13 protein-coding genes and 1 tRNA gene are annotated in these 17,204 nt (G+C 73.1%); 5 read left to right on the top strand and 9 right to left on the bottom strand.

Annotation, left to right across the window (positions count from 1 at the left end; all coding sequences use genetic code 11):
- Nucleotides 1-56: 56 nt before the first annotated feature.
- Nucleotides 57-133: transfer RNA gene (locus FRAEUI1C_RS03895), tRNA-Met, on the bottom strand.
- An 89-nt stretch (nucleotides 134-222) separates the two neighbouring features.
- Nucleotides 223-3,246 (bottom strand): UPF0182 family protein, encoded by a 3,024-nt coding sequence (locus FRAEUI1C_RS03890; protein WP_041258819.1) that lies wholly within the window; start codon nucleotides 3,244-3,246, stop codon nucleotides 223-225.
- 262 nt (nucleotides 3,247-3,508) lie between these two features.
- On the opposite strand from FRAEUI1C_RS03890, the gene FRAEUI1C_RS03885 reads away from it, so the two are divergent.
- The gene (locus FRAEUI1C_RS03885; RefSeq protein WP_013421975.1) at nucleotides 3,509-4,018 is read left to right on the top strand and encodes a PPA1309 family protein; all 510 of its coding nucleotides are present in this window, start codon (nucleotides 3,509-3,511) and stop codon (nucleotides 4,016-4,018) included.
- A gap of 4 nt (nucleotides 4,019-4,022) precedes the next feature.
- Here the strand turns inward: FRAEUI1C_RS03885 and FRAEUI1C_RS03880 are convergent, their stop codons facing one another.
- From FRAEUI1C_RS03880 to FRAEUI1C_RS03870, 3 genes are all read right to left on the bottom strand, one after another.
- Nucleotides 4,023-5,063 (bottom strand): YlbL family protein, encoded by a 1,041-nt coding sequence (locus tag FRAEUI1C_RS03880; RefSeq protein WP_013421974.1) that lies wholly within the window; start codon nucleotides 5,061-5,063, stop codon nucleotides 4,023-4,025.
- An 80-nt stretch (nucleotides 5,064-5,143) separates the two neighbouring features.
- Nucleotides 5,144-5,689, bottom strand: coding sequence for a hypothetical protein (locus FRAEUI1C_RS03875; RefSeq protein ID WP_157734804.1), 546 nt, complete (start codon nucleotides 5,687-5,689; stop codon nucleotides 5,144-5,146).
- Nucleotides 5,690-5,790: 101 nt separating this feature from the next.
- Nucleotides 5,791-6,336 carry a molybdenum cofactor biosynthesis protein MoaE gene (locus tag FRAEUI1C_RS03870; RefSeq protein WP_013421972.1) on the bottom strand — a complete coding sequence of 182 codons (546 nt, stop codon included), beginning with the start codon at nucleotides 6,334-6,336 and terminating at the stop codon, nucleotides 5,791-5,793.
- Nucleotides 6,337-6,494: 158 nt separating this feature from the next.
- Between FRAEUI1C_RS03870 and FRAEUI1C_RS03865 the strand changes: the two genes are divergently transcribed.
- The 4 genes from FRAEUI1C_RS03865 to FRAEUI1C_RS03855 all read left to right on the top strand — a co-directional run bounded on the left by FRAEUI1C_RS03865 (nucleotide 6,495) and on the right by FRAEUI1C_RS03855 (nucleotide 11,813).
- Nucleotides 6,495-7,856, top strand: a complete 1,362-nt coding sequence (locus tag FRAEUI1C_RS03865) for a zinc-dependent metalloprotease (RefSeq protein ID WP_013421971.1) — start codon at nucleotides 6,495-6,497, stop codon at nucleotides 7,854-7,856.
- Between the two features lie 640 nt (nucleotides 7,857-8,496).
- Nucleotides 8,497-8,658, top strand: a complete 162-nt coding sequence (locus FRAEUI1C_RS40070) for a DUF5679 domain-containing protein (protein WP_013421970.1) — start codon at nucleotides 8,497-8,499, stop codon at nucleotides 8,656-8,658.
- A gap of 234 nt (nucleotides 8,659-8,892) precedes the next feature.
- Nucleotides 8,893-10,107, top strand: coding sequence for a ThiF family adenylyltransferase (locus FRAEUI1C_RS03860; protein WP_013421969.1), 1,215 nt, complete (start codon nucleotides 8,893-8,895; stop codon nucleotides 10,105-10,107).
- Nucleotides 10,108-10,181: 74 nt separating this feature from the next.
- On the top strand, nucleotides 10,182-11,813 hold the full coding sequence (locus tag FRAEUI1C_RS03855; protein WP_013421968.1) for an ABC1 kinase family protein: 1,632 nt from the start codon (nucleotides 10,182-10,184) through the stop codon (nucleotides 11,811-11,813).
- 20 nt (nucleotides 11,814-11,833) lie between these two features.
- Here FRAEUI1C_RS03855 and FRAEUI1C_RS03850 read toward each other — a convergent pair whose 3' ends face one another.
- From FRAEUI1C_RS03850 to FRAEUI1C_RS03835, 4 genes are all read right to left on the bottom strand, one after another.
- Nucleotides 11,834-13,471 carry an alkaline phosphatase family protein gene (locus FRAEUI1C_RS03850; protein ID WP_013421967.1) on the bottom strand — a complete coding sequence of 546 codons (1,638 nt, stop codon included), beginning with the start codon at nucleotides 13,469-13,471 and terminating at the stop codon, nucleotides 11,834-11,836.
- Nucleotides 13,472-13,790: 319 nt separating this feature from the next.
- On the bottom strand, nucleotides 13,791-14,066 hold the full coding sequence (locus FRAEUI1C_RS03845) for a WhiB family transcriptional regulator (protein WP_013421966.1): 276 nt from the start codon (nucleotides 14,064-14,066) through the stop codon (nucleotides 13,791-13,793).
- A gap of 129 nt (nucleotides 14,067-14,195) precedes the next feature.
- On the bottom strand, nucleotides 14,196-14,678 hold the full coding sequence (locus tag FRAEUI1C_RS03840; RefSeq protein WP_013421965.1) for a hypothetical protein: 483 nt from the start codon (nucleotides 14,676-14,678) through the stop codon (nucleotides 14,196-14,198).
- A gap of 289 nt (nucleotides 14,679-14,967) precedes the next feature.
- The gene (locus FRAEUI1C_RS03835; protein WP_013421964.1) at nucleotides 14,968-17,169 is read right to left on the bottom strand and encodes an ATP-dependent DNA helicase UvrD2; all 2,202 of its coding nucleotides are present in this window, start codon (nucleotides 17,167-17,169) and stop codon (nucleotides 14,968-14,970) included.
- Between the last annotated feature and the right edge of the window lie 35 nt (nucleotides 17,170-17,204).

Genomic DNA, 17,204 nt, shown 5'->3' with positions numbered 1-17,204 from the left:
TTCAGGACGCAGAAATGCGAATGGCCGGTTCCCGAAGGAACCGGCCATTCGCCAAGTGGTAGCGGGGACAGGATTTGAACCTGTGACCTCTGGGTTATGAGCCCAGCGAGCTACCGAGCTGCTCCACCCCGCGTCGGTAAGGACACCGTATCAGACGCGGTTGGGGAGGTGTCAAAACGCGGGCGGTGAGCCGACCGTTACGTGGCCGTCACCTGACGAGGGCTAGCCCGACGGACCGGTCGTGGGACTGGCCGTGGTGGGCGGCACCGCGGTCGCGGATGGCGACGCGGTGCCGTAGGGCGCCGCGGACGGTGCTGGCGTCGCGCTGGGGCTGGGCGTGCTCGATCCGCTCAGCGCCGAGATGCTGGCCAGCGCCTTGGCCAGGTCGCTCTGCGCGGCCCCGAAGGCGGACCAGTCCGGCGGGTTCTTCGCGAGAGCCTGCTGGCCGGCCTTGTTGGCGGCCTGGGCCGCGCCGATCGCCGCCAGGAGGTCGGGGCTCAGCGTCTCCCCCGGCGCTGGGGTGAGCGACGGGCTCGGGCTCGCCGAGCCGCCTGGCGGCTGCGTGCCGCTCGTATCAGCCCCCGCGGCCCCGGTCCCACTCCCGGCGGCGGCCGCCGGCTTACCCGCCCCCGGACCGAACACGACGTCCAGCGCCTGTTCGAGCGAGTCCTCCAACGCGATCTTGTCACCGAAGGCCACGGCGACCCCCTGCAGCGTCGGATACCCGGCCGACCCCCTGGCCTGCACGTAGTACGGCTCGATGTACACCAGTCCACCGGCGACCGGCAGGGTCAGCAGGTTCCCCTCGATCGTCTGGATCGTGGTGTTCGACAGGCCGCCGCGCCAGAGCGTGAGCTTCGACGCGGCCTCACTGTTCGTCTCGATCTGGTTCTGCATCTGCGAGGGGCCGCTGATCGTGACGCCCTGGGGCAGCCGCAGCACGGTGAACTTGCCGTAGTCGTTCGGATCGCTCGAGACGGCGACGTACGCGGCGAGCTTGGAGGATCTTCGTGAGATCAGCGGAGACGTCAGGTTGAACGACGGCGTCTTGTGGCCGGGAAGCTGGCTGTAGACGTAGAACGGCGGCTGATCGGTGTTCTGGTCGTCCGGAGCCGGAGAGACGTCCCAGAAGTCCTCCTGCGAGTAGAACGCCGCCGGGTCGGTCACGTGATAGTCGGCGAGCACGTCCCGCTGGGCCTTGAACAGGTCCTCGGGGTAGCGGAAATGTGCCCGCAGCTCGGCCGGAATGTCCTTGGCCGGCTTGACCGTGCCCGGGAACGCCCGCATCCAGGTCCGCAGTACGGGATCGGACTCGTCGAACGCGTAGAGGGTGACGGTTCCGTCATACGCGTCGACGGTCGCCTTCACCGAGTTGCGGATGTAGTTGACGTCGTTCGTGCCCTGTTTCACGCGGTTCTGCCCGGTGACCGCGTCGGCGGTGACCTGACCGAGCGCGTTGCGCTCGGAGTACGGGTAGCCGTCGGAGGTGGTGTAGCCGTCGAGGATCCAGGTGATCCGCCCGTTGACCACCGCCGGGTACGGGTCCCCGTCGAGGGTGAGCCACGGCGCGACCTTGGCGACCCGGTCGCGTGGGTTGCGTTCGTACAGGATCCGCGACTGCGGGGTGATGTCCGACGAGAACAGGATGTTCTTCTCGCCGAACCGGGCCGCGAAGACCGCGCGGTTGAACCAGGAGCCGATCGAGACGCCGCCGTCGCCCGTGTAGCTGGTGGTCGTGGTGCTGCCCTGCGCGGCGCCGGGCCCGTCGATCTCCTGCTGCTTCGTGCCGACGATCGAGTAGTTCGGTGACATCTCCCCGAAGTAGACCTGGTTCTCGGTGATGTCGAACGGGCCCAGCTGAGGCAGGTTCCCGACCTCGAAGTCCGGCTTGCCGCCTTCGACCTTGTTCGCCGGAGCCGCGACGAAGCCCTTGCCGTGGGTGTAGGTGAGGTGCTCGTTGATCCAGTTCTTCTGCGTCGGAGCCAGTCCGCTCTGGTCCAGCTCGCGCACCGAGACGACGTAGTCCTGGGTGGTGGAGCCGACGGTGTACCGGTCGATGTCCAGGGTGTCCGGGAAGCCGTAGTAGCCCTTGAACTGCTGAAGCTGCTTGAACGTCTTGGACAGCTTGTTCGGGTCGAGCAGCCGCACGTTGGACACGGTGCCGACGTCGTTCTGGACCGCCGTCGCGCTCAGCTGGGTCGCCACCGGATAGTTCTGCGGCATGACGCTGGAGATGCCGTAGGCGTCCCTGGTCGCCGCGATGTTGCGCGCGATGTAGGGCGACTCCCGCGACGCCTCGTTCGGCTTCACCTGCAGCTGCTGGACGATCGCCGGGTAGATCCCGCCGATCACCACGGCGGACAGCACCAGGATGCCTGCGCCGAGCAGGGGCAGCGTCCAGCCGCGCTGGAAGATGTTGTAGATGAACAGGCCGGCGCAGGCCAACGAGATGAACAGCAGGATCAGCTTGGCCGGCAGCACGGCGTGCACGTCGGTGTAGCCGGCGCCGGTGGAGACCACGCCGCGCGAGGAGAAGACCAGCCCGAACCGGTCCAGGTAGTACGCCCAGGCCTTCAGCAGCGCGAGCAGGCCCAGCAGCACGGACAGATGGGCCTTCGCCGCCGGGCTGACCCGTTCGGTCTCGATGCGGACGTCACCGTGGCGCGGCGACTGGATCCGGATGCCGCCGAACAGGTAGTGGGTGATCGTCGTGACCACCAGCGAGAGCACCACGGCCGAGAGCAGGAATCCGAGCAGGAACCGCTGGAACGGGTACGTGAACGCGTAGTAGCTGACGTCCCGGTGGAACTGCGGGTCGCTGACGCCGAACTTCTGCCCGTTGACCCACTGCAGCCACGTCCGCCACCGGCCGGACGCCGAGAGGCCAGCGGCCAGGCCGAACAGCGCGGTCACCCCGAACAGCACCGCGAGCAGGTACGGCTCCAGTGCCGTCCGGTAGCGCTCAAGGTTCTGCTGCTCCACCGAGAGCGGCCGCAACGGGGGCCGTAGCCGGTACGCGAGCACCAGGTTCGTGCCGATCACGACGGCCATCACCACGCCGAACAGCACGAACAGCAGCACCCGGGTCCACAGGACGGTGGTGAACACCTTGCTGAAGTTCACCGACCGGTAGAACAACAGATCCGTGTAGATGGGGGTCAGCACGACGAACAGGACCACCACGGCCACCAGCACGAGCAGCGGCACGATCACGCGAAGGCGCCCCACGATCAGCCGACGGGCCATTCCCCCCGGTGCCGAGGCTCCTCGCGCGGACGGCTCTGCTGACACGTGCTTCCTCCGTGCGGCTGTGGGCTGGCGGGCTGATGCCCGCTGTGCCCCCCGTGCGTTCGGTGATCCCTTGTGTCCGGCGATCCCAGTGTCCGGGCCCACGCCCGCCTCACCCAGGTCTCTACGGGCGGTGCGGCTTTGGCCCGCTAAGGGCAACCTACGCCAGCAGCCGGGGCGCCCGGTGAGCCGTCTGGGGCGATCAGAGAGGATGAGGCCCGTGACGAGCCCCAAACTCCCGGAGCTGACCGAGGTCGTGCTCGAGCTCGAGGAATATGTCGCCGCGGCCGGCTGGAACCAGCCACGCCGGCTCTACGCGCTCGCGCACACCACGGACCTGCTCGCCTATGACCCCAGCCTGTCCGAGCATCTCGGCGACGCGGCCTCCCGGCCGCTGACCCCGATCGAGCAGGAGGACCTGCCCGAGGGGCCGCTGGAGCAGGTGCTCTCCACGATTGGCTGGCCGGCCGAGGTGGAGGGCTGCGTGCTGGTCACCGAACTGGTGTTGCTGCCGCCGAGCGCCGAGGAGGAGATCCCGTACGAGGACTACGAGATCGACGTCTGGGCGACCACCCATCCGGAGCGCCAGGACGTCCGGGTCGCCGTCGCGGTGACCCGTTCGGGCGCCTACTCGTCCTGCCTGCGCCGCCGCGTCGACGCCACCGAAGTGGTCGTAGACCCCGACGTAGCCGACGCCCTCGTCGACGGCCTCTTCGCCACGTTCCTGTAAGGCGCTAACAAGCTGGGATCGAGGCCTGCTGGGGGGTGCCGAGCTTCTTGACGGCGTCGAGGGCGCCGGACAGGGTGTCCACCTTGATCAGGGTGAGGCCGCGCGGGGCCATCCGCTTGGCGTCGGCGCAGTTGCCGGACGGGACCAGGAACACCGAGGCGCCGGAGCCGCGGGCTCCGAGGATCTTCTGCTGGATGCCGCCGATCGGGCCGACCTTGCCGGTCTGGTCGATGGTGCCGGTGCCGGCGATGGTCCGGCCGCCGGTGAGCTGCCCGGGGGTGAGCTTGTCGACGATGCCGAGGGCGAACATGAGCCCGGCGCTCGGGCCGCCGACGTCCGAGAGGCGGATGCGGACCGTGAACGGGTAGAGCTGCCGCTCGGTCGTCGTGATGCCGATGATCGGCTTGGTCGCGTCATCCGGGGACGGCTTCGTCGTGACGGCGGTGAGCGCGGTCGCGCCGGAGCCGCGCTGATAGCCGATCTTCACGTCCTCGCCCGGTTTGACCTTGGCGATCTGGGTCTTGAGTTCGTCCTGGGAGTGCACGGCCACCCCGTCGACCTCGGTGATCACGTCACCGGAGTTCAGCTTGCCGGCGGCCGGTGACCCGGACGGGATCGCGTACACGACGACGGCGGTACCGGTCGGTTTGATCCCGAGCTGGGTGAGCGCGGCGACGGTGGCCTCGGTCTGCGAGTCCAGCATCGCCTGGGTGTTCTCCTGCTGGATCTCCGCCTGGCTGGCGCCGGGCGGCTCGATCAGCTCACGCGGGACGACCGCGCGGTCGCCGTCGAGCCAGTCCTCCAGCGCGCCGAGCAGGTTCAGCCGGGGCGTCTCCTCGACCGTGGTGAGCTCGAGGCGGCCGCTCGTCGGGTAGGTCGCGCGGCCCTCCACGTCGATCAACGACACGCCCTTGACGCTGCCAAGGGTGTCGGTGACCGGCCCGGGCGCGAGCGTGACGAAGGGCACCGGAAGCCACAGCCCCGCGATCCCCAGCACCAGCGCGAGCACGGCCGCGACGAGCAGGGTCTGAGTCCGGCGCGCCATGCCCCGCATCCTATGTACGGCACCGGCTCGCTACCGATTCCGGTCGCTTCTCGGCGAAGGGCCCGACGACCGGTCGGCGCTCAGCCGCTGTCGGCGGGCGCCTCGGCCGCGGCCGACACCTCACGTGCCGCGGTGGCAGGCCGCTCGGGCTCGTCCGCGACCGGGGCGTCGACGACCGCGCGGGTGGCCGGGATGACCGCGTCCGGCTGTGTGACCGGGGTTGACGGCGGGACGGACGCCGCCGCGGGGACAGCGGTCAACGGGGTGTCCCGGTCCGTTGGGTACACGGGGTCGCCGTCCGCCAGCAGGTCCACGTCCAGGCTCTCGGCCGCGCGGGCCGGTGCCGGACGGGCCGATGCCTGGCCGGTCTGCTGCCGCGGCTGCTTCGGAGACCGGCGCAGACCGCGCAGCACGTCTGGAACCCGCAGGTGTCGGTTGTCCGGGTCCTCGCCCGCGTCCCGCGGGGCGTCGGCGGGCCTGGCCGCGTCCGGTGCGTCACCGGGGGTACCGACCGGGCGTTCGAGCGCCGTGACCATCCGGCGGTAGCCCTCGATCGTCGCGGCTTCCCGGGCGCGCCTCGGACGGCCGCGCGACGCGCCCCACAGCAGCGCCACCAGCAACGTCACGACCGGAATGAGCAACACCCACATGGCGGCCTCGCCATCGATCCGGGAGTAGGAAAGACGGGGATCTCTGTCCTAGCCCCACCTGCATCCTAAGTGCCCCGTCAGCAGGCGCCTACCCATTCCGACGTGCCGTCGGCGAACATCTGCCGCTTCCAGATCGGTACCCGTGTCTTGATCTGGTCGATGAGCTGCCGACAGGCCACGAACGCCTCAGCCCGGTGCGCGGCGGACGCCGCGGCGACGACCGCGATGTCCCCGATCGTGAGCAATCCGGTGCGGTGGTGCACTGCCACGGCCAACAGTCCGAGCGGGGCGGCCCCGTGGGCGTGGGCGCCCTCGTGGCGGTGTGGCTGGGCGGGCGAGCCGGCCCACGCCGCGGTCTCGGGAACAAGGCCGTCCGCGACCTCGCGGGCGACGGCCGCCATCGTCTGCTCGGCCGACGGATGGGCCGAGTACTCCAGCTCCACCACGGACTTCCCGCCGTCATGGTCCCGGACAGTCCCGATGAACAGGGCGGTTCCGCCTGCCTCGGGCAGCGCGACCGCAGCAAGGCATTCATCCACCGACAGCGGCGCGTCCCGCAGGGCTGCCACGACGAGCGGCCGGCGGTCCGCGCGCGCCACCGGGGCCGCCAGGGAGAGGTCCATCTACTGACGGTATCCGCCGCGCCGGGCCGTCCGCTTCTGATCGGACTACCGTGGACACATGTCCGGGCAGCCGTTCGTTGTCAAGACAGTTCGTAGTCAGCACAGCCTGTAGATCACAGCCTGTAGATCGCACAGCGTGTAGCGAGGTTCCGGGTCTGATGAGTAGCCAGTTTCCGTTCGGCTTCACCCCCGGCGGCGGGGGCGGCGACGGCGGCCAAGGGCCGTTCGGCCCGTTTGGCGGCGCCGCGCCGTTCTTCGCTGAGCTGGAAAAGCTGTTGTCCTGGCAGGGCGGCCCGGTCAACTGGGAGCTCGCCAAACAGATCGCGGTGCGGTCCGTCGGCGCCGACGACCCGAAGCTCACCTCGGCTGACGAGGAGGCCGTCGCCGGCGCGCTGCGGATCGCGGACGTCTGGATCGACCCGGTCACCACGCTGCCGGCCGGCGGCGCGCGGGCGCAGGCCTGGACGCGGGCACGCTGGATCGAGGCCACGTTGCCGATCTGGCAGAAGCTGTGCGACCCGGTCGCGGCCAGGGTCGTCGAGGCGATGCGGACCGGCCTGTCCGGTGGGCTGGCGCAGCTGGGCGACGCGGGCGGGCTGCCGCCGGAGCTCGCGGCCGGGCTGCCGCCGGGCCTGGACCTCGGCGCGCTGATGGCGGCCGGCGGCCCGGTCGTCGAGATGATGAACCGGGTCGGCGGGATGCTGTTCGGCGCCCAGGTCGGCCAGGCGATCGGCACGCTGGCCGGGGAGGTCGTCTCGTCCACCGAGATCGGCCTGCCGCTGGCGCCGGCCGGGACGGCGGCGCTGCTGCCGGCGAACGTCGCCGCCTTCGGCGAGGGGCTCGGCGTCGACGCCGAGGAGATCCGCATCTACCTGGCGCTGCGGGAGGCGGCCGCGACCCGGCTGTTCGCCCACGTCTCGTGGCTGCGCGCGCACCTGCTCGGCACCGTCGAGGAGTACGCCCGCGGCATCACGGTCGACCAGGAGGCACTCGGCCAGATGATGCGGATGGTCGACCCGAGCATGCTGACCGATCCGGAGAAGCTCTCGGAGGCGCTCGGCGAGGACGTCTTCGCCGATGCGACCACCCCGGAGCAGGAGGCCGCCCTCGGGCGGCTGGAGGTCGCCCTCGCGCTCGTCGAGGGCTGGATCGACCACGTGACGGACACCGCGGCCGCCGAGCACCTGCCGTCCGCGCCCCGGCTGCGCGAGATGGTCCGCCGCCGGCGGGCCGAGGGCGGCCCGGCGGAGCAGACCTTCGCCACGCTGGTCGGTCTCTCGCTGCGGCCACGCCGGCTGCGCGAGGCCGCGGCGCTCTGGGAGGCCCTGCGGGCCGCGCGCGGCGCCGACGGGCGGGACGCCGTCTGGGGCCACCCGGACCTGCTTCCGTCGGCTGACGACCTGAGCGACCCGGATGGCTTCGTCTCCGGATCGTCGGCGAGCACCCTCGACCCGATCGCGGAGATCGAGAAGCTCGGCGAGGCACCTCCGGAGGAGCAGGGCCCCCGGTCCGCCGAGTAGACACCTGGGGGTCAACGGGCGCCAACCAGCTTCAACTGGTCGGGCACCCGGTTTCAGGCGGGCTTTCGGGACGTTGACGTCACGGCCTCATCGCCTTAGCGTCACCATCGAGAAACCCCCGGTAGTCGATCTCTCTCGGAAGGGGAAGCTGGGAGAGGTCGGATCTACCGGGGGTTTCCCTTTCACGCGCTGCGTGGTCGGCGCACCCTCGATCTCCGCCGTCGCGGTGGCCGCGGCCCGAGCGCCGCGAGGGAACAGCGCACCCTAGGCGCACGCGCCGGGCGGTCACCGCCGTCCGAACACACGGTTGACCGAGACCCCCCGGGCTGGCCCGCCGACCGCCGCCAAACCCCGGCTGGGCAGGATCAATTCCGCAGCCGCACCGACACCGACCCGCGCTGACGGGTTCCGGATTCGGGGCGGCGCGCGCGTGGCCGACCTCGGCCCGCGTCGCTGGAGACGGCCCGGCCAGCTGACCGGGAGCCCGCCCGGCCCGGCCGCCGGCCGACGCTCATCAACCGGCCTGGCGGCAAGCGCACCACGGCCTGGGGCACGACCGTCTCGAGCATCTGTCCAGAGCATCACTTGGGCGTCCGCACCCGCCGATGCGGCCGGGTGCGGACCTGGGAAGGGAGACCGCGTGGCCGACAGCCTCGCCAGCTACGAGGGCTACTGCGTGAAGTGCAAGGAGAAGCGCAACTACGAGGGCGAAGTCCGGATCAGCGAGTCCGGCCGCCGGATGGCCCGGGGCACCTGCCCGGTCTGCGGCTCGACGATCAACCGGATTCTCGGCAAGGCCTGATTCCGGCACCGCGGCGGGGGCAGCGGGCCAGGCCGGACGGGTGTCAAGTGGCCGCCGCGCGGCACCGTGGCCACGCCAGGTGCCAGGGCTGGCGCCGTGTGCGAACGTGCGGCTCCCAGCCGCGCACGGCCGGCGACCCGCCCGGGTCGCCGGCCGTCGCCGGTCCCCGTCGGCGGTCCCGCTGGGCCTGCCCGGCCATGGACCGGGCGGCGCCGGTCGGGCGAGGAGGTGCCCGTGCGCCCGGTACTCAAGCCCGGCCTGCGCCGCCTGTGGCGGGACGGGTCGACCCTGCAGCTCGGGGTCGACCCGTCCCGCGCGCTCGTGCTCCCGGAGGTGACGCCCGCGCACGCCACCGCGTTGGCGGCGCTGGACGGCTCCCGTACCCACGCCCGGCTCGCCCAGGACGAGGACCCCGCCACCGTCGCCCTGGTCCACCTGCTCGGCGAGGCGGGCCTGCTCGACGACGCCACGGCGGACGGTCCCGACGGACTCGAAGCCCCAGGCGGGCCCGGCCGTGATCTCACCGGCGCGGACCGCACCGGCGCGCGGGAGGCCGCGCTCCCGCCGCTGAGCGCCACCGAACGAGACCGGCTGCGGCCCGACCTGGCCGCCCTCTCACTGGCCACCGCCGACCCGAACGGTGCCCGCCGGGTGCTCGCCCGCCGCCGGCTCGCCAGGGTCAGCGTCCAGGGCGCGGGCCGGGTCGGCGCCCAGGTCGCCACCCTGCTCGCGGCCGCCGGCGTCGGTCACGTCGTCGTCGACGACGCGGGCCTCACGGGCCCGGCCGACGTCGCGCCCGGCGGCCTCGGTCTCGACGACGTCGGCCGGCCGCGCGCGGTCGCGACGATGGCCGCGCTCGCCCGGGTGGCCCGCCCGTCGGTGCTGACGGGAGCGGCCGCGCCCTTCCGGCCGGACCTGCTCGTGCTCGCGCCGGTCGGACTGCCCGTGCTGCGGCCGGACGAGTCGCTGGGGCTGGAGCGCCGAGCGGTCCCGCACCTGCTGGCCGGCGTCCGGGAGACGACCGGCGTGGTCGGCCCCCTCGTCGTGCCGGGGCTGACGGCGTGCCTGCACTGCCAACATCTGCACCGGTTCGCGGCCGACGCGGCCTGGCCGCTGCTCGCGCTCCAGCTGGCCCGGCGCGCCGAGCCGGGGCCGGACGCCTGTGAGGTGACACTTGCCACCCTGGTCGGCGCGCTGGCCGCCGCCCAGGCGCTCGCCTTCCTCGACGCCGGCCCGGCCATAGCGGGGCGTTTCGCCGGGCCGGGGGCGGCGGCTCCAGGTTCCGGTGAGGCCGTCGGTCGGCCTGTTCCGGCCACCGCCGACGGCACATTGGAGATCGCCACCCCGGACTGGCGGATCCGTCGGCGCACCTGGCCCCTGCATCCGGACTGCCCCTGCCGGGCAGCGCGCAGCGCCACCGCGCCGCCCGCCTCCGCGACCACCGAGTGACCAATCGCACTCTCCGGGATGACCGTTCCGGCCGAGCTCGCGCGGATTCGGCCGCCGGCAGCGACGATAGAGCGGTGTCCGACATACCGCGCCGCGCCGTGGTCCGCACCGCCCGGCTCGCCACCCTGCCCATCGGCTACGCCGGCCGGGCCACGCTCGGCGTCGGCCGCCGGCTTGGCGGCCGGCCGGCCGAGGCCGTGGCGACCGAGGTCCAGCGACGCACGGCCGAGCAGGTCTTCCGCGTCCTCGGCGAGCTCAAGGGCGGAGCGATGAAGCTCGGCCAAGCGCTGTCCGTCTTCGAGGCGGCCCTGCCCGACGAGGTCGCCGGCCCCTACCGGGCCGCGCTGACGAAGCTGCAGGAGGCGGCGCCGCCACTGCCGGCGGCGACCATCCACAAGGTGCTGGCCGCCGAGCTCGGCCCGGACTGGCGCACGCTGTTCCGCTCGTTCGACGACAGCCCGGTCGCCGCGGCCAGCATCGGCCAGGTGCACCGGGCCGTCTGGTCCGACGGACGCGACGTCGCCGTCAAGGTGCAGTACCCGGGGGCCGGGCCGGCGCTGCTGTCGGACCTCACCCAGCTCGGGCGGGTCGCCCGGCTGTTCGGTGTACTCGCCCCCGGCCTGGACGTGAAGCCGCTGATCGAGGAGCTGCGCGCGCGCGTCGCCGAGGAGCTGGACTACCGGTTGGAGGGCCGTTGGCAGCAGGCCTTCGCCGAGGCCTTCCGGGGCGACCCCGACATCGCCATCCCGTGGCCGGTCGCCGCCGGCGACCACATCCTGGTCAGCGAGTGGCTCGACGGCACCCCGTTGGCCGACGTCATCGCCCATGGTGAGCAGGACCGGCGTGACCGGGCCGGGGCGCTGCTGTGCCGCTTCCTGTGGTCTGGCCCGGCGCGGGCCGGGCTGCTGCACGCCGACCCGCACCCGGGCAACTTCCGGCTACTGGCCGACGGCCGGCTCGGCGTGCTGGACTTCGGCGCGGTCAAGCAGCTGCCGGACGGGATGCCCGAGGTGATCGGCCGGCTGACCAGGCTCGCCCTGGACGCCCACCGCGCCGCGGTCGCCGCAGAGGACCGTGCCGATGGCGCGGACCGTGCCGATGGCGCGAACCGCGCCGGCTCCCCCGCCGAGGCGGAGTCGTCCGCCGACGACGAGACGACCGCCGCGGTACTCGACGGGCTGCGCCGCGAGGGCTTCATCCCACCGAACGCGACCATCGACGCGCACGAGTTCCTCGCCAGCCTCGGCCCGCTGCTCGACGCCCTCGCCGTGGAGGAGTTCACCTTCTCCCGAGCCTGGCTGCGCGAGCAGGCGATGCGGCTCGCCGACTGGCGTTCCCCGGCCGCCCAGGTCTCCCGTCAGCTCAACCTGCCGGCGTCGTACCTGCTGATCCACCGGGTCACGATGAGCGGGATCGGCCTGCTGTGCCAGCTGGAGGCGACGGCCGGGCTGCGCCAGGAGATGGAACGGTGGCAGCCCGGCTTCGCGCCGCCGGGCTCGGCCAACGCTCGGCACGCGGCCCGGGCGAACCGGCCGGGCCGCAAGCTCCCCCTGGCGGCGCCGGGCACGGTCGCCGGCGCCGAGTTGCCCGAGCAGGGTCCTTCGCTGTTCAGCCCGCCCCGGCCTCGGCGGGCCAGCCGGACCGCCAAGGCGCCACGCCAGCGAGAGCCCGAGCCTCCCGAGACAGCCCGCGGCCGCGACGCCTGACGGCCGACAGGACGGGCCCCTCAGCCCTCGGTCGAGCGGCGTGGCTCGGGCGGCAGCTGACCGCCCAGGTCCCCCAGGTAGAGGAAGCCGTAGCCCTCGTCCCTGAAGTCGATGCCGGCGGCGCGCAGGGCCTCGTCCCAGTCGCCGAGACAGTTCGGCCGGGCCGCCTCGCTGCCGTGGTCGGCCGTCAGCACCACCGTCGTCTGCTCCGTCAGCCCGCGGGCCTCGACCAGGTCCAGGAAGGCGCCGAGGCGTCGGTCCGCGTCCAGCATCGACGCCCGCGACTGCGGCGAGTAGGGCCCGCCCCCGTGGTGGCCGGTGTCCGTCGCGGTGGTGTTCCACCAGGTGAAGGCGGGCGGCTCGCCGTTCGCCCACAGGTCCAGCATCTGGCGCAGCCCGAGCGCGTCGACCCGGCTCGACCAGGCGTAGTCCGAATCCGCGGCGGTCCAGTCGTGGCTGGTGTGCGGGTCGTTGTCGTCGGACGGCAGATGGTCGGCGATGCCACCGGGGCCGTCGAGGCTCTCCATCGCGCGGACCAGCTCGAAGGTCGAGTAGGTCGCGCCGCGGTCGATCGGCTCGTTGACGCAGGCGGTCATCACGCCGGGCCTGGCGGCCCCGATCGCCTCGAACACGGTCCGGACCCCGGGCCGAAGGTGGTCGCAGGCCTTGTGCCAGACCCGCACCTCGTTGGTGACGACCTGCTCGCCGGCGGCCCGGTCGAAGTAGACGTTGTTCAGGATGCCGTGCCGGCCGGGCCCGACGCCGGTCAGCGCCGAGGTGTGGTTGGTCAGTGTGACGCTGGGGAACTCGGCGATGGCGCCGCCGGTCAGCGCGCAGCCACGCCCGAGCAGCCGGGCGACGTTGGGCAGCTTGCCCTCGCGGACCAGCTCAAGCAGGTCGTTGCAGTTGGTGCCGTCCCAGAGCAGCCCGACCACGTGGCGCGGCGGCGAGGCCGCCAGATCCGCCTCCAGCAGTTCGGCGAGGGACGTTCCCTCGACGTCCGGCATCGGGGCGCCGGCGAGCGCGGCGAGCGTCGGGGCGAGGTCGATGACCCGGGCGTGCCGGGCCAGCAGGCCGCGGGCACGCACGCCGGCACCGGACAGCAGGAGTGGCGCGCGGGACTGCCCGGCGTCCAGCGAGCCGTGCTCGCCGCGGTGGCCGCCCCGGTCGGGCCAGTAGTGGCCGGCGGTGTGGACGACGACCAGGTCGGGCGAGCGGGTCGGGTCGGCGAACACCGACAGCAGCCGCGGGCCGGCCAGCGGGTAGGAGTTGCGCTCGTTCGGCGGCGACGGGTCGGCGAGGGCCGACGCGCGCGGGACGCCGTGCATCGGGTCCTGCCGCTCGACCGGGTTGCGCCCGGCCAGCACCTGCCAGGCGCCCGCGGGGGCCGTCACCGGCAGTCGGGCGGAACCGGCGGCGTTCGCGACGTTCAGCCAGCCGTCCGCCACCCAGGCGACCAGGTCGACGACGTGGGCCAGGCCGGGGGCGGTCAGCGTGGCGACCGCCGCCGCGAGCGCGGCGCGGTCCGAACCAGCCAGGCCGAGCGCGCGGGACGGGCTGGGCGTATGGGACAGCCCGAGCCCATCGGACGGGCTGGGCGCCGCGCTGGGCTGGACGGCACCGGTCCGGACGGCGTAGGTCCGCTCGCTGCTTGGCACGAGCGAAACACTACCGTTACCCACTGCACCAACAGGCGACCTGACCATCGCCCGCAAAGGGCGAAACACCGAACAACTGGGGCCGCGCGAACCGTCCGTTTGTGGCACGTCCTCGCCGCGGTCACCGGGTGGCGCGGCCACCGAACCACCCTGCCCGGGCTCACCCGGTCGCACGGGGTCAGGGCCAATCCGGCGGAGACGGCGCTGGCCGCCGGCCGCCCCGGACTGGGGTGGCCGACGGCCAGCTGGTGAATGCCCGATCGGGCGGCTCGAAGGAACTGGATCAGTAGGGATGGAGTCCGTAGGGATGGGCTGGCACTCAGGCGGCAACCACCTTGCGGGGGCGGCCACGGGGGCGCTTGCGCGGGACCACCACTCCGGTGACCACGAGCTCACCGCCCCACACGCCCCACGGCTCGTGCCGGTCGAGCGCGGTCGACAGGCAGGCCAGCCGGACGGGGCAGTCGACGCAGATGGCCTTCGCGGTCTCGACATCCGTCGGGGACTCAGCGAAGAAGAGATCGGGATCAGCGTCCCAGCAGGGCAGCGAAATACGCTCCAGCTCGATCCGGGCCATGATCGAGGGGTCGAACACCGGTGTCACCTCCGACACGGGAATTTCTTCGGTGCGGTCAGAAGGGCAAAACACAAAGGCCGCGGTCCCCAGCTGGGGTCCGCGGCCTTGGGTTTCGGGCCTGGTGCCGGCGTTGGGCCGGCGATCCGTCTAGGACGGACCCCTGCTGCGTACGTTGCGTCGGAAGGACGCCTTGGCCTGGTCGATGTGGGCGGGCTTGGCCGTCTGGTGGGCGGCATACGTGTCCTGCGCGATGAGGGCTGCGCTCCCCCACAGGCGCGCTGCCCGAGCGATGGCCGGCATGGCCGCGAGCTCGCGGGCCGACACGGCGGCACGCCGGTCCTCGCCCGTCCACGCGTCCGCCGCCGGCAGGTCCGCCATCGCGGGGTGCATGAAGTCTTCGGCCGAGGTCTCAGCGGCGCCGACGGCCCACGGGCTGACCTCCAGGCCCGGCTCGTCCCGCCAACCGGCGAGCGTGGAGTCGGAACCAGCGGTCATGGCGAGCGGGGCGGGCACCCGGTCGGCACCGAGCAGCCCAGTCGTGGGCCCGGTCAGCAGACCGCCCAGTCGCATGAGGGCTTTGCCGTCGTGGTCACAGCCGACGCCGGAGACAGCCATAGGCATGTTCAGCACGGGGCCTCTCCTTTCGCGTGGCCGGACCGCTTCCGCGGCCGACATCAGTCAGCTCTTCCTTCGACCCGGAGCCGGGACGCGCGCTCTGGACAATCGGACCACGATCGTCCAGTCCCAGCGCTCAGCGTCACCCGCTGCGGCGTTCACGGGTAACGGTAGGGGGCCACCCGCATCGCGACAACTTATTTTTCGAGTCGCGCGGCCGACACGACTCGCGATCAGACCCCGCCGTGGAACCTCGGTGATCGACGATCCGCGAGCAGACACCTGCGCGGCGTCACCGAGGTGCCTAGACCCCGGCTACCAGGGCGAGCACCTCGGCGCCGTAGCGGTCGAGCTTCACCTGGCCGATGCCGGGCAGGGCGACGAGATCGGCGGGGCTGGCGGGCCGGCTCTCGGCGATCGCCTCCAGCGTCGCGTCGGTCAGGATGACGAACGCCGGCTGACGCAGTTCCTCCGCCTTCGCCGCCCGCCAGGCCCGCAGCCGGTTCAGCAGCGCCCGGTCGACCCGGCTCGGGCAGGTCTCGCACCGGCCGGTGCGCGCCGCGGCCCCGCTGAGCGCCTGCCCGCACACCCGGCAGCGCACCGCGGCCCTGACCCGGGCCCGGGTGTCGCCACCTCGCTCGCCGCGCTCGTCCCGCGCGGCCCGGGCCGGCGTCGACCGCGCCCGGGTGGGGCGCAACCCGTCGAGGAACCGGGACCGCCGCCGGGGCCGGCCGCCCTCGGTCCGGGCCAGCGCCCACGACAGCGTCAGGTGCGCCCGCGCCCTGGTGATCCCGACGTAGAGCAGCCGGCGCTCCTCCTCGATCTCCTCGTCGCTCTGGGCATGCACGAGCGGCACCATCCCGTCGGCGAGACCGACCAGGAACACGGCGTCCCACTCGAGGCCCTTCGCCGCGTGCAGGGACGCCAGCGTGACGCCCTCGACGGTGGGCACGTGCTGGTGGGCGGCCCGGTCGGCGAGCTCGGCGACGAAGCGCTCCAGGCCGGCCTCGGGCTCGGCCGCGGCGAGCGCGACGGCGAGCCGGTGCAGCGCGGCCAGGTTCTCCCAACGCTCCCGCTCGGCGCCGACGCTCGGCGCCGTGGCCCGCCAGCCACCCGCGCGCAGCACGTCGGCGACCACGTCGGCGAGCCCGGCGGGACGGTCGGCCTCGGCCGAGCGCACCGCGGCCCGCAGCAGCCGGATGGCGTCCCGGACCTCGGGCCGGTCGAAGAACCGGTCTCCGCCTTTCACCAGGTATGGCAGGCCGGCTGCGCCGATGGCCTCTTCATAGGCCTCGGAAGCCGCGTTGATCCGGTAGAGCACGGCTATCTCGCTCGCCGGCACGCCGAGGGCGATCAGCGCGCCGATCCGGGCGACCACCGCCTTCGCCTCGGCCGCCTCGTCCGCGCACTCCAGCAGCGTCGGCTCGGGGCCCGGGGGACGCATCGCGACCAGCGCCGGCCGTCGGGCGGGCACCTCGGCGAGTCCGCGGGGGGCGGCCTGAGCGCCGAGTCCGCCGGTCGGCGGCTCCGCGGTGCCGGCGCCGTCGAGCAGGGCGTTGGCGAGCGCGACCACCTGGGGCGTGGAGCGGTAGTCCCGGACCAGCGAGACGACCGTCGCCTCCGGAAAACGGCGCGGGAACTCGACCAGGTAGCGCGGCGAGGCACCGCTGAACGAATAGATGGTCTGGTTCGGGTCGCCGACGACGCACAGGCTGTCCCGGTCGCCGAGCCAGGCGTCCAGCACCCGCTGCTGCAACGGGTTGACGTCCTGGTACTCGTCGACGACGAAGTGGCGGTACTGGGTGCGCAGCTCGGTGGCGACCCAGGAGTGCTCCTCGATGACGGCGGCGGTCAGCAGCAGCAGGTCGTCGAAGTCGAGCACCCCCGCCGCGCGTTTCGCCTTCTCGTAGCCGGCGTAGAGCCCGGCCACGGCGTCCGGCGGCCAGACGGTGTCGCGGCCGGCCTTCTCGGCGGCGACCGGGTAGTCCTCGGGGGTCACCAGGGTGGCCTTGGCCCACTCGACCTCGGAGGCGAGGTCGCGCAGCTCGGAGCGGTCCAGCCGGCGCCCACCGGCCGCCTTCGCGATCAGGGGAATCCGGCTGTCGACGAGCGACGGGAGAGCGGTGCCGGCGACCTTGGGCCAGAAGTAGGACAGCTGGCGCAGCGCGGCGGCGTGGAACGTTCTCGCCTGCACGCCCTCGACGTCCATGCCACGCAGCCGGGCCCGCAGCTCGCCGGCGGCCCGGGTGGTGAAGGTGACGGCGAGGACCTGGCCGCCGGGCACGCCCTGGCCGGTCAGGTGCGCGATCCGGCGCGTGATGGTCCTGGTCTTGCCGGTGCCGGCGCCGGCGAGAATGCACACCGGCCCCACCGGGGCGAACACCGCGGCCCGCTGCTCCGGGTCCAGCCCCCAGCCGTCGGGCTCCCCCGCCGCGCCGCCGTCGGCCGGCCTCGGCGCCGGGGCCTGGGGGCTGGGGCGGGACGAGGCAGACAGCTCACCGGACATGCGTTCACACGGTAGTCACCGCCACTGACGGGAAG

The organism is Pseudofrankia inefficax (assembly GCF_000166135.1).
GTDB lineage: Bacteria > Actinomycetota > Actinomycetes > Frankiales > Frankiaceae > Pseudofrankia > Pseudofrankia inefficax.
This window is presented reverse-complemented; position numbering and strand designations above follow the sequence as displayed.

Bases quoted from the DNA above. Each gene is read 5' to 3' on its own strand.
- FRAEUI1C_RS03890 (WP_041258819.1), bottom strand. From the start codon at position 3,246: ATGGCCCGTCGGCTGATCGTGGGGCGCCTTCGCGTGATCGTGCCGCTG.
- FRAEUI1C_RS03880 (WP_013421974.1), bottom strand. From the start codon at position 5,063: ATGGCGCGCCGGACTCAGACCCTGCTCGTCGCGGCCGTGCTCGCGCTG.
- FRAEUI1C_RS03870 (WP_013421972.1), bottom strand. From the start codon at position 6,336: ATGGACCTCTCCCTGGCGGCCCCGGTGGCGCGCGCGGACCGCCGGCCG.
- FRAEUI1C_RS03865 (WP_013421971.1), top strand. From the start codon at position 6,495: ATGAGTAGCCAGTTTCCGTTCGGCTTCACCCCCGGCGGCGGGGGCGGC.
- FRAEUI1C_RS03835 (WP_013421964.1), bottom strand. From the start codon at position 17,169: ATGTCCGGTGAGCTGTCTGCCTCGTCCCGCCCCAGCCCCCAGGCCCCG.